This window comes from Rhodobacter sp. TJ_12, from assembly GCF_020023995.1.
GTDB lineage: Bacteria > Pseudomonadota > Alphaproteobacteria > Rhodobacterales > Rhodobacteraceae > Rhodobacter.
In genome coordinates this window covers 90032-104396 of sequence record NZ_NRRD01000005.1, presented here as the reverse complement: position 1 = coordinate 104396, position 14365 = coordinate 90032, and the positions used below count along the sequence as shown (strand labels likewise).

Sequence of the window (14365 nt, the reverse complement as noted above, 5' to 3'; positions counted from 1 at the left end):
AGCATCCGGAACATGTCGGATCTCCTTGTTCTTCCGGCCTTTGCTTTGCCTTGACGCGCGGGGCAAAGCGAGTCAGGAATTTTGCGCATCTTGTTAGGTGAGCTAACATATGAGCGAGATCGATTGGAAACGGCTGCCGCCGCTGACAGCCCTGCGCGCCTTTACAGCAACGGCGCGCGAGGGGGGCTTTAGCGCTGCTGCGCGCAAACTGAACGTTACCCACGCTGCGATTGCGCAACAGGTGCGCGCGCTGGAATCCGATCTGGGCACGGCGCTTTTGTTTCGCGATGGCAAGCATCTTGCGCTTACCCCCGAAGGTGCGCGCTTTGCCGAAGCCCTGGGCGAGGGGTTCACCGCCTTTCAGTTGGCTGTTGAAAACCTGCGCGCCAATGGGGCGGAAAAGCCGCTCGCCGTTACGGTGCCGCCGGCCTTTGCCTCGGAATGGTTGATGCCGCGCTTGGCGCGGTTTTGGAAAAAGCACCCCGATATTGCGCTGTCATTGTTGCCAGAGGCGCGCGTGGTCGACCTGCGCGAGGCGGGCGCCCATATCGGCTTGCGCTTTGGCACCGGAACATGGCGGGGCGTGGAGGCCGACTTTCTGACCGCCGCGCCGCAGGTCGTGGTGGCCGCACCCGAGCTTTTGGGGGGGCGCACAAAGCTTTCCTTGCGCGAAATGGCGATGCTGCCTTGGATCCGCGAAGGCGATTGGCCCGAACAAATGCAATTGCTTGAAAGTATCGGGCTGCAACCGGCCGCTTTGAAATTCGTTGATTTCCCGAATGAGGAATTGGCGCTTTCCGCCGCGCGCGAGGGGATCGGCCTGCATCTGGAAACCGAAGCGTTGATTTTGGAGGATCTGGATCTGGGGTGGCTCGTGAAAATTCACGAATTAAGCGATGAAAGCTTGGGGTATTACATTGTTCGGCCGCCGGGTCCGGTGAACGCGGCGGCCAGAACATTTATTGATTGGCTCAAGGCCGAAGCCTGATCCGCAAAGCGCGGGTTTACTTGATCAACAGATCCTCAAGAGATTTGCCCGCATTCAACGCGGCTTCAACCCATTTCGGCTTGCGCCCACGCCCAGTCCACGTTTCAGAGGCGTTTTCCGGGTTCGCATATTTCGGTGCCACCGTTTTGCGGGCTTTCTTAACGCCCAAAGCGGTCAGTTCAGACAGCGAATAGCCCATTTTGCGCGCCGCATCTTCCAGTTCAGCAAGCGCTTCTTTCTTTTTGCGCTCTTCATAACTGTCGATTGCTTTTTCGACTTTGGAGCGCAGCGCTTTCAGTTCGCTCAGGGAAAGATGGTCGATATCCATTGAAGCCTCCTTCGGGGTTTCAGCGGATATCTAATACTATATTGAATAATGCAAGCTATGCGAAAGCTATCGCGGGCTGCGTTTGGCCAAAATCCGCTGCAAGGTCCGGCGGTGCATATTCAAACGGCGTGCTGTTTCCGAAACGTTGCGGTCGCACAATTCGTAAACCCGCTGGATATGTTCCCACCGCACACGGTCGGCACTCATCGGGTTTTCCGGCGGCGGTGGCAGCATTTCGCCCTTTGCCAAAAGCGCGTTCGAAATATCGTTCGCATCCGCCGGTTTCGACAAATAATCGGTCGCGCCCATCTTCACGGCGGCAACGGCGGTGGCAATGGCGCCATATCCGGTCAACACCACAATCCGTGCTTCGGGGCGGCGTTCGCGCAAAGCTTCCACGACTTCCAGCCCGTTGCCGTCTTCCAGACGCAGGTCGATCACCGCAAAAGCCGGGGCCCGGTTTTGCACAATGGCTTTGCCAGCGGCCACGGTTTCGGCGATTTCGGTCTGAAAGCCGCGCTTCTCCATCGCGCGGGAAAGCCGGGTGAGGAAGGCATTGTCGTCGTCGACCAAGAGAAGCGTGCGATCGCTGCCCAGTTCGGTGAATTCTTCTTCGGCCATGGTCTTTCCCTATACACCCTTTTGTGAGGTTCTAAGACGATCTGTCGCGTTGGTCAATTTTTCTTGCTCAGATGCGCATTATTTGTCGTTTGTTTTCAGCGTATCGATGAAGCAAGCAACAGAGCGTGCCACTTCTTCAGGCGGCGTATCGCGATCATAGAAATCCAGATAGCCGCGTTCGGGATCCATCAGATAGGTCTGTGTGGAATGATCGATCAAGGTCTGCGGATCGGTGGGGTCGGCGACCTTGTAATAGGCCCGATAGGCCTTTACCGCCGCATCGATCTGCGCTTCGGTTCCGGTCAGCCCGATCATCTTCGGGCTCATCAAATCAGTGTATTCGGTCAGACTTTCGGGCGTGTCCCGCGCCGTATCGACCGAAATGAACACCGGTGTCACATCATAGCCCATCGCATCCAGCATATCGGCGGCGGCCGCATTGCGGGTGTTATCGATAGGGCAGACATCGGGGCACCAGCTATAGCCAAAATAGACAAGGCTTGGCTTGGTGATCACCTCGCGGTCGGTCACGGTTTCGCCGGTTTCCGACAAAAGCGTGAAGGGCCCGCCGATCTGCGCTGCGCCAGCGCGTGCGCCAACCCGGCAGTCCTTGAACGGATCATTGGCCCCGCTTCCCAAGGTGAGCGCCCATGTGCCGCCCAAAACGGCCACGATGGCAAGCGCGGCACCGGCCGCAGCGGTTTTCGCGGAAATCGGCATAACGCCTCCTTTCGAGCGGCCCATTGATTGCCCAGCCCATCGGGAATATCAAGAGCCTGGGGATTTTGGGGAAGGCGAGGGTTTCAGTCATGGCCGATCTGCTGCGGGCGCCCGATCGGGTGGAACTCGATATTTCGGCCACGTTGAGCCATCAGGAATGGGTGCGGGTGCGCACGCTGATCTTGCTGCGCTGGGCGGCGATTTTCGGCCAGCTTGCGGCGCTTGTGATCGCGCAGACCTTCTTTGATATCCACCTTAACCTGCCGCTGTGTCTTGTGACCATTGGCGCGGCGGTGGTGGCCAATATCGCGGCGATCAAGCTTTACCCGGAATCGCGGCGCCTGTCGCAGGCCGAGGTCACGACGACCTTGCTGTTTGACACGGCCCAACTTGCGGTTTTGCTGACGCTGACTGGCGGGCTCAACAACCCGTTTGCGCTGCTGATCCTTGTGCCGGTGACGATTGCCGCAACCGCGCTGAAGCTGCGCCCGACGCTGCTTTTGGGCGGCGCGACGATCTTGATGATCACCCTTGTCGCGCTGGTGGCCGAACCGCTGACCACCAAGGACGGGTCGATCATTTCCGTTCCGATGCAGATCGAATTCGGAACATGGGTCGCGATCGTGATCGGCGTTGTATTCCTTGGGGCCTATGCGCACCGGATCGCGCAGGAAATCCATTCCATGTCGGATGCGCTTTTTGCCACGCAACTTGCGCTGTCGCGCGAACAAAAACTGACCGACCTTGGCGGCGTGGTGGCCGCTGCCGCGCATGAACTGGGCACCCCGCTGGCCACGATCAAGCTGGTGTCGTCTGAATTGGCCGATGAGCTTTCGGATGATCCAGAGCTTTATGACGACGCCGTGCTGATCCGCGATCAGGCCGACCGCTGCCGCGATATTTTGCGGTCGATGGGGCGCGCGGGCAAGGATGACGTGCATCTGCGCACCGCGCCGCTTCTGGCGGTGCTGCGTGAGGCCGCAGAGCCGCATATGGACCGGGGCAAGATGATCTATTTCGACTGTGTTCCGGGCGTGGCAGGCTCTGAACGTCAGCCGACGATTTACCGTTATCCCGAACTGGTGCATGCGCTGCGCAACCTTATTCAGAATGCCGTCGATTTCGCCCAGACCACAGTCTGGGTCGATGCCGAATGGACCGACCGCAGCATCATCGTGCGGGTCTGCGACGATGGCCGGGGCTATGCGCCCAGCGTGATCAACCGCATCGGCGATCCGTTCATCTCCAGCCGCGGCTCCAACAAGATGGAGCGGCCCGAATATGAAGGCATGGGATTGGGTCTGTTCATCGCCAAGACGCTGCTGGAGCGGACAGGGGCAAAACTGCGCTTTACCAACGGAACAGAGCCGTATCAAAAGAACGCGCCGGTGCCGCGTCGCTCGGGGGCGGTGGTGGAATTGCGCTGGCATATCGGCCGTTTGCTGGCCCCCGAGGCTGGGCCGCTGGGCGAAAATATGCAGATCAAAAGCTAATGGTGAATCGCACCGGGGCTATTTAACGGCTCATTAACCTTTCTTGATCAATTATGACTGCGGGACAGGCGAGAGGTGCTGCAGTCATGCAGATGGATTTTTTTCAGGCGATGCTGATCGCTGCGACGTCGGTCGTTTCTGCGGCCTTGGCGCTGTTAGCTGTGGCGGCTTTTACCGCCCGCAAAGCGCGCAAAACCGCCCCGGCCCCGGTGCATCCGGTGCTGGAACAGACTGTGTTTTTGTTTGACGATCACGATCTTATCGATGCCACGGCCCCGGCGCGCACGCTTTTAGATGCCGCGCCGATGGCCGGGAGCGATTGGGCGCGGCTGCAAGCCTTTCTCGCCCCGCGCTTCAAGGGTTTTGACGCAAACATCGCACAACTGGCGGCGCGCGGTCGGATCGAGATGCTGTCAAAATCCGAAAGCGGGCAGTCGCCTCCTTTGCGCCTTGTGGCCGAGGATGTGAACGGTCTGGCGCGCATCACCTTAATCGATCCCGAGGCCGAGGGTCGCGGGATCTTGGTCGATGGGCTGTCACAGCGTGCCATGGAAGATGAGCTGGATCTTTTGCGGGTGACGCTGGATCGCGCGCCGGCTCTGGTTTGGCGCGAAGATGAAACCGGGCAGATCACTTGGGCCAATCGCGCCTATGTGCTGCGTTCGGGGGCGTTTTGCGACAGTGACGAGGCGTTGGTTTGGCCTTTGCCGCGATTGTTCGACCTCGACCCGGTCGCGCGCGCCACCGGCCCGCGTCGGATGCGGCTGGAGGATGCTGGGGATAACGGCTTAGACAAAAACGCATGGTTCGATTGCCATTCCCACCCTCTGGAGCGTGGCACGCTGCATTTTGCGCTGCCCGCCGATGCGACGGTGCGCGCCGAAAAGGCGCTGCGTGATTTCGTGCAGACGCTGACCAAGACTTTTGCCGATTTGCCCATTGGTCTGGCGGTCTTTGACCGGCAGCGGCAATTGCAATTGTTCAATCCCGCGCTGATCGATCTGATGCAGCTTGGCCCGGATTTTCTATCCAAACGGCCCACGCTTTACGCTTTTTGGGATCGGCTGCGCGAAGCGCGGATGATGCCCGAACCCAAGGATTACCGAAGCTGGCGGTTACAAATGACCGAGCTGGAACAGGCGGCGGCGACAGGGTTTCATAGTGAAACCTGGACATTGCCCTCGGGGCAGACCTATCGGGTCACGGGGCGGCCCCATCCCGATGGTGCCGTGGCCTTTTTGTTCGAAGATGTTTCCTCTGAAACCACGCTGACGCGCCGGTTCCGGACGGAATTGGAACAAAGTCAGGATTTGCTGGATCATCTTGTCGAAGCCGTGGCCGTGTTTCAGCCCGGTGGCGAGATGACCGTTTCAAACGCCGCCTATGACCGGCTTTGGGGTGTCGACAGCCGCCATGTGGTGGCGCAAGGCACGATCCAAGAGGCGGTGCGGCTGTGGCAGGCACAATGCGCCCCGACCGAAGTTTGGGCTGCGGCGCGCAGCTTCAACACCACGCTGGGCGAGCGGCGTCTGGTAGAGGGGGAGGTGATCCGTGAACGCGATGGCGAGGTGATTGCCTGCCGCTTCGTGCCGATGGCCGGTGGCGCGATGATGGCCAGCTTCACGCCCCGCAATCCCGCGCTGATCGCCGCGCCCAGCGCGACGCGGGCCGCCGCGCAAGACAGTGCCGAGCTTGTGCTGCGCTGAGGGGGCTTGCCGCGCGGGGCGTTGCCGCTAGAGTGCGGCCATGCCCGATGATGCCGATCTTTTCACCCTCGATCTGCCCGATGCCGATGCCACTGCGCGGCTGGGCGAAACCTTTGCCGCGCTGGTCCTGCCGGGCGATGTCCTGCTGCTTGATGGCCCGATCGGTGCAGGCAAAACGCATTTCGCGCGCGCCCTGATCCGCGCACGGCTGGGATCGGCGGAAGATGTGCCCTCGCCCACCTTCACGCTGGTGCAAACCTATGGGGCGGAGCCCGAAATCTGGCATGCCGATCTTTACCGGCTGACCCATCCCGATGAGGCGATCGAACTGGGTCTGGACGAGGCGTTTGACACCGCGATCTGCCTTGTCGAATGGCCCGAGCGGTTGGGCCAAGATCAGCCCGAAAAGGCTCTATCCTTGCGGTTTTCGCTTGAAAATGGCGGGGCCTCGCGGCGCGTGCGGCTTTGCGGTGGGCCGGACTGGGCTGCCCGGCTGGACTCGCTTGAGGCGGGTTTTCATGGCAACTGAGGCCGAAATCACCGCCTTCGTCGCGGGCGCAGGATGGGGCGCGGCGCAACGGTCTGCGTTGGCGGGGGATGCCTCGGCCCGCCGGTATGAGCGGCTACACCTAGATGCGCAGACGGCGGTCTTGATGGTTGCCGCCCCGGGGGTGGAATTCACCCGCTTTTGCCGCATTGATGCGTGGCTTTTAGAACAGGGCTTTTCCGCCCCGCGTCTTTTGGCCAGTGCGCCCGATCTGGGGTTGATGCTGCTTGAAGATTTTGGCGATGCGCTTTTGGCGCGGCTTTTGCGCGACCAGCCCGCGCAGGAGGCCGCATATTATGCTGCGATCACAGATTTCCTTCTGGCGCTGCATCAAATCCCCGCGCCCAACATCGTGCCGGTGTTGGATGGCCCGGCGCTGGGGGATCTGGTGACGTTACTGCCGGAGTGGTATCCGGTGCACAACAGCGACGCCGCTGCGGAACTGGCGCCGCTGATTGCCCAGCTTTATGGTGAAACAGATCCTGTTTCGTCGGTTTTGGCTTTGCGCGATTTTCACGCCGAAAACGTCATCTGGCTACCGGAGCGCTCTGGCCCAGCCCGGTTGGGGCTGCTGGATTTTCAAGACGCGGTGGTGGCCCATCCAGCCTATGATCTGGTCTCTGCTTTGCAAGATGCACGCCGCGATGTGCCCCCCGTAATCGAGGCGGCCGAACGCGCCCGCTATGCCCGGCTGCGTGGGGTTGACCTTGATACTTTCGAATTTGCCTATGCGCTTTTGGGCGCGCAGCGCGCTTTGCGGATTTTGGGTATTTTTGCGCGGCTCTGCCTTGCGATGGGCAAGCCCGGCTATCTGGCGCTGATGCCCCGGGTCTGGGGGGCGTTGCAGCGCAATCTGGCCCATCCGCGCTTGTCCCCGCTGCGCGACGCCGTCGATGCGGCGCTGCCGCCGCCCGATGCCGATTTGATCGAGAGGATGAAACGCGAATGCGGACACCACCCGATGCGCTGATGCTTTTTGCGGCCGGGCGCGGCACGCGGATGAAGCATTTGACGGAAACCCGGCCCAAACCGTTGATCGCGGTGGCGGGGTGCCCCTTGATCGATCATGCCTTGGCGCTGGTGCAGGGCGCGCAGATCGGCCGCGTCGTAGCCAACACGCATTATCTTGGCGATCAGGTTGCCGCGCATCTGGCGGGGCGCGATGTCGTGGTGTCGGAGGAAAGCGATGCGCTTTTGGAAACCGGGGGCGGTTTGCGCAAGGCGCTGCCGCTTTTGGGGCCGGGGCCGGTCTTCACGCTCAATACCGATGCGGCTTGGACCGGGCCGAATGTGCTGCAAACCCTGCGCGCGGCTTGGGAGCCTGCTCGAATGTCGGCGCTTTTGGCGCTTGTGCCGGTTGCGGCGGCGCGGGGGTATCAAGGGGAGGGGGATTTCACGCTTCTGCCCGATGGGCAAATCCGGCGCGGTCCGGGCTATGTTTACACTGGCGCGCAAATCCTCGATCCCGCTGGATTAGAGACGATTTCAGAACAGGCTTTTTCGCTTAATTTGTTATGGAACCAGATCATCGCGGCCGGGCGTGCCTATGGTGTTGTGCACTCGGGCGGCTGGTGCGATGTGGGCCGGCCCGACTGCATTGCGCTTGCCGAGGAGATGTTGGCCGATGCCGCAAGCTGAGCCAAAGGTTTTCGCGCTGCCCTGCGGGGTGGATTTCGCAACGGAACTGGTTGATGGGCTGATCGATCGGCTGTCCGACGCCCCGCCCGAAGAGATGGCGCGCACGCGGCTTTACCTCAACTCGGGCCGGATGCAGCGCCGTGTGCGCGAAGCGTTTGACCGCCGCGGCACCCGGTTTTTGCCGCGTTTGCAGCTTATTTCGGATCTGGTGCGCTTTCCGGTGCCGGGGCTTCCGCCCGCCATGCCGCCGTTGCGCCGCAAGCTGGAACTGGCGCAATTGGTCGAGGGTTTGGCGCGCGGTCTGCCCGCCTTTGAAACCGGCAGCGGCATTTTCAGCCTGACTGACAGTTTGGCCGCCTTGATGGATGAGATGCACAGCGAAGGCGTGCCGCCCGAGGCGCTCGAACAGCTAGATATCCATGACTCCCACGCCGAGCATTGGCACCAAAGCCTGCGTTTCATTCAGATCGTGGCGCGGTATTTTGCAAATGACACCACGCCCGACCCCGAGGCACGGCAGCGTCATGTCGTTGAATATCTGGTGCAAAACTGGGCGGAAACGCCCGATCCGGGGCGGGTGATTGTGGCGGGCTCTACCGGGTCGCGGGGTGCGACGCGGCTTTTGATGCAGGCGGTGGCGCAATTACCGCAAGGCGCGCTGGTGCTGCCGGGGTTTGATTTCGATATGCCCGATGCGGCGTGGAACAGTCTCTGTTCTGGCCCTTTTCCGATCGAAGATCATCCGCAATATCGCTTTCTTGCGCTTTTGGAAGGGCTTGGCATGGGGCCCGCGCAGGTGCAGCCTTGGACCGCCGCTGCCCCACCCGCGCCGGGGCGCAATGCGCTTGTGTCTTTGGCCCTGCGCCCTTCGCCCGTGACCGATCAATGGATGCGCGAAGGCCAGGCTTTGGACGATCTGCCCGCGCGCTGCGCCGATATCACCTTGCTGGAGGCCGCCGATCCGCGGCAAGAGGCCCTTGCGCTGGCGCTGATCTTGCGGGACGCGGTGGAGCGGGGGCAAACCGCAGCGCTTGTCACCCCCGACCGGATGCTGACGCGCCGGGTCGCGGCGGCGCTGGACCGGTGGGCGATTATTCCCGATGATTCCGCAGGCCAGCCCTTGGCGCAAACCGCGCCGGGGCGGCTGTTGCGCCATCTTGCGCGGCTCTTGGGGCGCCCGCTGACGCTTGAAAGCCTGCTGGTCGTGCTGAAACATCCGCTGGTCGCCACCGGCTCGGCCAGACGCGGCACGCATTTGCGCCTGACGCGCGAATTGGAGTTGAAACTGCGCCGCGATGGCCCGGCCTTCCCCACAGCAGAGGATATCCGCTCTTGGGGTGCGGCTGGCCCGCCCGAACAGGCGCTTTGGGGCGCCTGGCTGGCCGATTTGTTGGCGCAGATCGTGCCACCGGGCCGCGAAACCATCCCGCATTGGCTCGCGGCGCATCAGACTTTGCTCGAAGGATTTTGCGCTGGGCCAGAAGGCAGCGTCGCGGCCAGCGAATTGTGGCTGGGCGCGGCGGGGCAGGCCTGTCAACGGATCGTGGCGGATTTGCAGGCCGAGGCGGGCCCTGATCTGGCGGTTTCGGCGGCGAATTACGCCGATCTGATCGACTCCCTTCTTGACGCGGGGCAGGTGCGCAACCCGCTGGCCGCGCATCCGCAAGTCAGCTTTCTGGGCACGCTGGAGGCGCGCGCCCATGGCGCGGATCTGGTGATCTTGGCCGGGTTGAACGAGAAAAGCTGGCCCGAGGCCCCTGCGCCCGACCCATGGCTGAGCCGAAAAATGCGGCTCGATTCCGGCCTTTTGCTGCCTGAACGGCAGATTGGCTTGGCGGCGCATGACTTTCAGCAAGCCATTGCGGCAGGGCAGGTGGTGCTGAGCCGCGCGCGCCGCGATGCCGAGGCAGAAACGGTGCCCGCGCGCTGGCTCAACCGGCTTTTGAACCTGATGGGCGGTTTGCCCGACCAAGGCGGGCCCAAGGCATTGGATCAGATGCGCGATAGGGGCGCGCGCTGGCTGGCCTTGGCCGAGGCGATAGAGCGGCCCGCTGCGCCGGTGCCTCCGGCGGCGCGGCCAGCCCCGCGTCCGCCCGTTAAGGCCCGACCCCGGAAATTGTCGGTCACAGCGATCAAGCGGCTGATCCGTGATCCCTATTCGGTTTACGCCCGCAGCATTTTGCGGCTCAAACCGCTCGATCCGCTGAGCCCCGTGCCCGATGCGCGGCTGCGCGGCGAGGCTTTGCATGCCGTTGTGGAAAAGTTCGTCGAACAATTCGACCCGCAGCAATCGCCCGAACAGGCGCAAGCAGCCCTGCTGCAGATTGCCGAACAAGTGTTTTCGGCGCGCATTCCTTGGCCCTCGGCACAACGGATGTGGCTGGCCAATATGGTGCGGATCGCGCCGACTTTCGTGGCGCAAGAATTTCTGCGTCGCCAAGAGGGCGCGCCCGCCGTGGTGGAAAGCCGGGCTGGACTGGCGCTGCCCGGGCTCGATTTCACGCTGACCGCCCAGCCCGACAGGATCGATGTGCTGCATGATGGCAGCGCGGTTGTCTACGACTACAAATCCGGCCGATTGCCCACCGATCCAGAGGTTGATCATTTCGACAAGCAATTGCCGCTTGAGGCCGCGATGGTCACGCGCGGCGCCTTTGACGCGATCGGTCCGCGCGCCGTTTCCGCCATGCGCTATATTCGGCTGGGAGGGGCGGGTGAAACGCGCACGCTGAAACAGGGCCCGGACGAGATCGAAGAGACTTGGGTGAAATTGCAGGCGCTGATCGCGCGGTATCACGACCAAGATCAGGGGTTTGTGGCGCGCCGCGCGCCGCAAAGCATCAAAGACCCCAGCGATTACGATCATCTTTCGCGATTTGGGGAATGGGATATCACCGATCCGTCGGTGCCGGAGGATGTGGAATGAGCCGTCGTGACGATGCCACCGAACGGCAGGTGCGGGCCGCCGATCCGGGCCGCTCCACCTGGCTGGCCGCAAATGCGGGTTCGGGTAAGACGCGGGTGTTGACCGACCGCGTCGCGCGGCTGCTTTTTGCCGGAACAGAGCCGCAAAAGGTGCTGTGCCTGACCTATACCAAAGCCGCCGCTGCCGAGATGCAGAACCGGCTTTTGAAACGCTTGGGCGGCTGGGCGATGCTGGAAGACGCCGCGCTGCGCGCCGAATTGGAGGCGCTGGGCGTCGAAGGGGCGCTGGATGGCGAAAGCCTTGCCCGCGCGCGGCGGCTGTTCGCACAGGCGATCGAGGCGCCGGGCGGGCTGAAGATCCAGACGATCCACGCTTTTTGCGGCGCACTTTTGCGGCGGTTCCCGCTGGAGGCGGGCGTGTCGCATGGCTTTGTCGAGCTGGATGAACGCTCCGCTCGGCGGATGCGCGAAGAGGTGCTGGAAAAAATCGCCGATGGACCGGACAGGCCGGTGCTCGATGCGTTCTTGCGCCATTTCACCGGCGCGGAATTGGCCAAAGTCATCGATGAAATCAGCCAAAACAGAGCCGTTTTTGAGCGTGAAGTCGACGAGGCCGCGCTGCGCCGCGCCTTGCAGATACCAGCCGGGCTGACCCTGCAAGACCTGCCCGCACTGGTGTTTGATACGGCCACCCCGGCGCTGATTTCAGCGGTGATTGCCGCTGCCAAGACCGACAAAGGCACAACCATGAAAAAGTTGGTGGCGGGCCTTTCGGCAATCGATTTCAGCGATCCGGGCCTGCCGGAATTTGCCGCTTTGGCCGATCTGGTGATTGTGAAAGAGGGCACGCATGTTCTGAAAAAGCTTTTGAACAAGGGCCCTGCCGATGTCGCGGGCGAAGCGGTTTGCGAGGCGTTTCGGGAACTGGCCGATCAGGTCTTTGCCGCGCGCCAGATGGAAATCGCGCTTCAGGCGCTTGATCGCACTTTGGCGCTGCATCGCTTTGCGCGGGTGCTTTTACCGCGCCTTGCCGCGCAAAAGGCGCAAGGCGGCTGGCTTGATTTCGACGATCTGATCGAACGCGCCGGGGTGCTTTTGTCCAATCCCACAACCGCGCAATGGGTGCTGTTCAAGCTGGATGGCGGGATCGATCACATCTTGGTCGACGAGGCGCAAGATACCTCGCCGGGGCAATGGCAGGTGATCGAGCGGCTGGCCGATGAATTTACGGCTGGGGTCGGCGCGCGCGGGCAGGAACGCACGATCTTTGTGGTGGGCGACCGCAAGCAATCGATCTATTCCTTCCAAGGCGCAGATCTGGAGCATTTTGAGGCGGTCAAGAGCCGCTTTTCGGAAAAGTTTCAAGCTGTGCAGCGCCCGCTGCAAGACGCGGCCTTGCTGCATTCTTTCCGTTCGTCTTTGGCGATCTTGCGCTTGGTGGATCTGACCTTTCAGGGTGCGGCCGCTGCGGGGGTGGGGGGCGCGCCCGAACACCTGGCCTTTCACGAAGATCTGCCCGGCCGGGTCGATCTATGGCCGGTTGTGCCCAAGCCCGAAACCGCCGAAAGCAAAGATTGGGAACAACCCGTCGATCTGCCGGGCGAAGATACGGCGCCGGTGGTTTTGGCGCGCGCGGTGGCGGCAGAGATTGCCGCGATGATCGACGCCGGGGTGCAGATTCCAGATCCAAACGGCCCGCGCCCGGTGCATGCGGGCGATTTTCTGGTGCTGGTGCAACGCCGCAAGGAACTGTTTCATGAGGTGATCCGGGCGTGCAAGGCGCGCGGCATCGCGGTGGCCGGGGCCGACCGTTTGCGATTGGGCGGCGAGTTGGCGGTGAAGGATATCGTCTCTGTTTTGGCCTTTTTGGCGACGCCCGAAGACGATCTGGCCTTGGCCGAAGCCTTGCGCTCGCCGCTTTTTGGTTTGGGGGAGGCGGCGCTTTTTGCGCTTGCGCATGGCCGCAAGGGGTTCTTGTGGCAGGCGTTGCGCGAAAGTGCGCATGAAGACGTGTTGGAGGTCTTGCACGATCTGCGCGATCAAGCCGACTTCCTGCGCCCGCATGACTTGATTGCGCGGCTGCTGATCCGTCATGAGGGGCGGCGCAAGCTGGTCGCGCGGCTTGGCCCCGAGGCGGAAGAGGGGATCGATGCGCTGATCGCGCAGGCTTTGGCCTATGAAAGCACCGAGGTGCCAAGCCTGACCGGGTTCCTTGCGTGGCTTGGCGCCGAAGAGGTGGAGATCAAGCGCCAGCTTGAAGGCGCGGGTCAAGCGCTGCGGGTGATGACGGTGCATGGCTCCAAGGGATTGGAAGCGCCGATTGTGATCATGCCCGATACCGCGCCGCGCAACGCCTCCCAAGGCGGCGAAATCCTGCGCGATGCAGAGGCCGGGGCGCTGTGGAAGGGCAGTTTCAAACCGCAACCCGAGGTCTTGGCCGCCGCACAGGACGCGCGGCTGGAGCGTGAACACCAAGAACGCTTGCGGCTTTTGTATGTGGCGATGACACGGGCCGAGAAATGGCTGATCGTCGCGCAGGCGGGCGATGAAGATACCAAGGGCGAAAGCTGGTATTCGCTGATTGAAGCGGGCATGACTCAGGCTGGAACAGAGACTGTTTTGGGGCTTTCGCCGGAAGTGCAGGCGCTGGGCGAGATCCGCCGCTTTGCGCATGGGGACTGGCCCGCCCCGGGCGCGCGCGCCGTGCCAGAAGCGCCCGACCCCGTCGATCTGCCCGATTGGGCCTTGCGGCGCGTGGCCCCACGCGCGGGCACGGCCAAGGTGCTTTCTGCCTCTGATCTGGGCGGCGCAAAGTCACTGCCCGGCGAAACAGCGGCCTTGTCGCAAGACGAGGCCTTGCGGCGCGGGCGGCAATTGCACCTGCTATTGGAACATTTGCCGCAATGGTCCAAGGAGTCTTGGCCCGAGGTCGCGCGCGACCTGCTGGCAATCGGCGAAGATCGCGCTGATCCGGGCGAGATAGAGACGATTTTGGCGCAAGCGCAGCAGGTTTTGCACGCGGTCGCCGAGGCGGGCCTGCTGGAAGACGTCTCTTTGGCCGAGGTGGAACTAACCGCCGATTTGCCCGAATTGGGAGGGCAAAAGCTGCACGGGATTGTGGACCGCTTGCAGGTTCTGCCGGACCGAGTGCGGGTGCTGGATTACAAATCGAACGCCGTGGTGCCCGAAACCGCCGATCAGGTGCCTTTGGGCCTTGTGCGGCAGATGGCGGCCTATCGCGCCGCGTTGCGCCAGATTTACCCGGGCCGGGGTGTGGAGTGTTTGCTCTTGTGGACCGTGACGGGCGAGATCATGCCGCTGTCGTCCGCGCAGATGGAGGCGGCGCTGGCCTTACCCCTCGCCTTGCCCGCAGGTTCTTGACGTAACACCGGCGGGACC

Annotated in this window: 11 protein-coding genes; 8 read left to right on the top strand and 3 right to left on the bottom strand. The window is 62.4% G+C overall.

From position 1 onward, the window contains the following. Positions 1-109 precede the first annotated feature (109 nt). Positions 110-988, top strand: a complete 879-nt coding sequence (locus CKO11_RS06425; RefSeq protein ID WP_223634694.1) for a LysR family transcriptional regulator — start codon at positions 110-112, stop codon at positions 986-988. A 16-nt stretch (positions 989-1004) separates the two neighbouring features. Here the strand turns inward: CKO11_RS06425 and CKO11_RS06420 are convergent, their stop codons facing one another. The 3 genes from CKO11_RS06420 to CKO11_RS06410 form a co-directional block, all read right to left on the bottom strand. Continuing rightward, positions 1005-1316: an H-NS family nucleoid-associated regulatory protein gene (locus tag CKO11_RS06420; RefSeq protein WP_223634691.1), complete on the bottom strand. Its 312-nt coding sequence runs from the start codon at positions 1314-1316 to the stop codon at positions 1005-1007. 66 nt (positions 1317-1382) lie between these two features. Beyond that, positions 1383-1937 carry an ActR/PrrA/RegA family redox response regulator transcription factor gene (locus CKO11_RS06415; protein ID WP_223634688.1) on the bottom strand — a complete coding sequence of 185 codons (555 nt, stop codon included), beginning with the start codon at positions 1935-1937 and terminating at the stop codon, positions 1383-1385. Between the two features lie 78 nt (positions 1938-2015). Continuing rightward, entirely contained in the window at positions 2016-2657 is a 642-nt protein-coding gene (locus CKO11_RS06410) for an SCO family protein (protein WP_223634685.1), read from the bottom strand. Between the two features lie 89 nt (positions 2658-2746). Between CKO11_RS06410 and regB the strand changes: the two genes are divergently transcribed. From regB to addA, 7 genes are all read left to right on the top strand, one after another. After that, positions 2747-4150 (top strand): sensor histidine kinase RegB, encoded by a 1404-nt coding sequence (regB, locus tag CKO11_RS06405; RefSeq protein ID WP_223634682.1) that lies wholly within the window; start codon positions 2747-2749, stop codon positions 4148-4150. 86 nt (positions 4151-4236) lie between these two features. Continuing rightward, a complete protein-coding gene (locus tag CKO11_RS06400; RefSeq protein ID WP_223634679.1) occupies positions 4237-5856 on the top strand; it encodes a PAS-domain containing protein in 1620 nt (539 codons plus the stop codon). A gap of 40 nt (positions 5857-5896) precedes the next feature. Beyond that, complete coding sequence (tsaE, locus tag CKO11_RS06395; RefSeq protein ID WP_223634676.1) at positions 5897-6385, top strand: tRNA (adenosine(37)-N6)-threonylcarbamoyltransferase complex ATPase subunit type 1 TsaE; 489 nt, start codon at positions 5897-5899, stop codon at positions 6383-6385. After that, positions 6375-7373 (top strand): aminoglycoside phosphotransferase family protein, encoded by a 999-nt coding sequence (locus tag CKO11_RS06390; RefSeq protein ID WP_223634661.1) that lies wholly within the window; start codon positions 6375-6377, stop codon positions 7371-7373. The genes tsaE and CKO11_RS06390 overlap by 11 nt, the downstream gene beginning before the upstream one ends. After that, complete coding sequence (locus CKO11_RS06385; RefSeq protein ID WP_223634658.1) at positions 7349-8041, top strand: nucleotidyltransferase family protein; 693 nt, start codon at positions 7349-7351, stop codon at positions 8039-8041. Before CKO11_RS06390 ends, CKO11_RS06385 begins: the two co-directional genes overlap by 25 nt. After that, a complete protein-coding gene (addB, locus tag CKO11_RS06380; protein ID WP_223634654.1) occupies positions 8028-10967 on the top strand; it encodes a double-strand break repair protein AddB in 2940 nt (979 codons plus the stop codon). The genes CKO11_RS06385 and addB overlap by 14 nt, the downstream gene beginning before the upstream one ends. Continuing rightward, positions 10964-14347, top strand: a complete 3384-nt coding sequence (addA, locus tag CKO11_RS06375) for a double-strand break repair helicase AddA (protein WP_223634651.1) — start codon at positions 10964-10966, stop codon at positions 14345-14347. Before addB ends, addA begins: the two co-directional genes overlap by 4 nt. The last annotated feature ends 18 nt before the right edge of the window (positions 14348-14365 follow it).

Coding starts and splice junctions, on each gene's coding strand:
- CKO11_RS06390 (WP_223634661.1), top strand. CDS start 6,375: ATGGCAACTGAGGCCGAAATCACCGCCTTCGTCGCGGGCGCAGGATGG.
- addA (WP_223634651.1), top strand. CDS start 10,964: ATGAGCCGTCGTGACGATGCCACCGAACGGCAGGTGCGGGCCGCCGAT.
- CKO11_RS06420 (WP_223634691.1), bottom strand. CDS start 1,316: ATGGATATCGACCATCTTTCCCTGAGCGAACTGAAAGCGCTGCGCTCC.
- CKO11_RS06410 (WP_223634685.1), bottom strand. CDS start 2,657: ATGCCGATTTCCGCGAAAACCGCTGCGGCCGGTGCCGCGCTTGCCATC.
- CKO11_RS06400 (WP_223634679.1), top strand. CDS start 4,237: ATGCAGATGGATTTTTTTCAGGCGATGCTGATCGCTGCGACGTCGGTC.
- tsaE (WP_223634676.1), top strand. CDS start 5,897: ATGCCCGATGATGCCGATCTTTTCACCCTCGATCTGCCCGATGCCGAT.
- CKO11_RS06385 (WP_223634658.1), top strand. CDS start 7,349: ATGCGGACACCACCCGATGCGCTGATGCTTTTTGCGGCCGGGCGCGGC.
- addB (WP_223634654.1), top strand. CDS start 8,028: ATGCCGCAAGCTGAGCCAAAGGTTTTCGCGCTGCCCTGCGGGGTGGAT.
- regB (WP_223634682.1), top strand. CDS start 2,747: ATGGCCGATCTGCTGCGGGCGCCCGATCGGGTGGAACTCGATATTTCG.
- CKO11_RS06415 (WP_223634688.1), bottom strand. CDS start 1,937: ATGGCCGAAGAAGAATTCACCGAACTGGGCAGCGATCGCACGCTTCTC.
- CKO11_RS06425 (WP_223634694.1), top strand. CDS start 110: ATGAGCGAGATCGATTGGAAACGGCTGCCGCCGCTGACAGCCCTGCGC.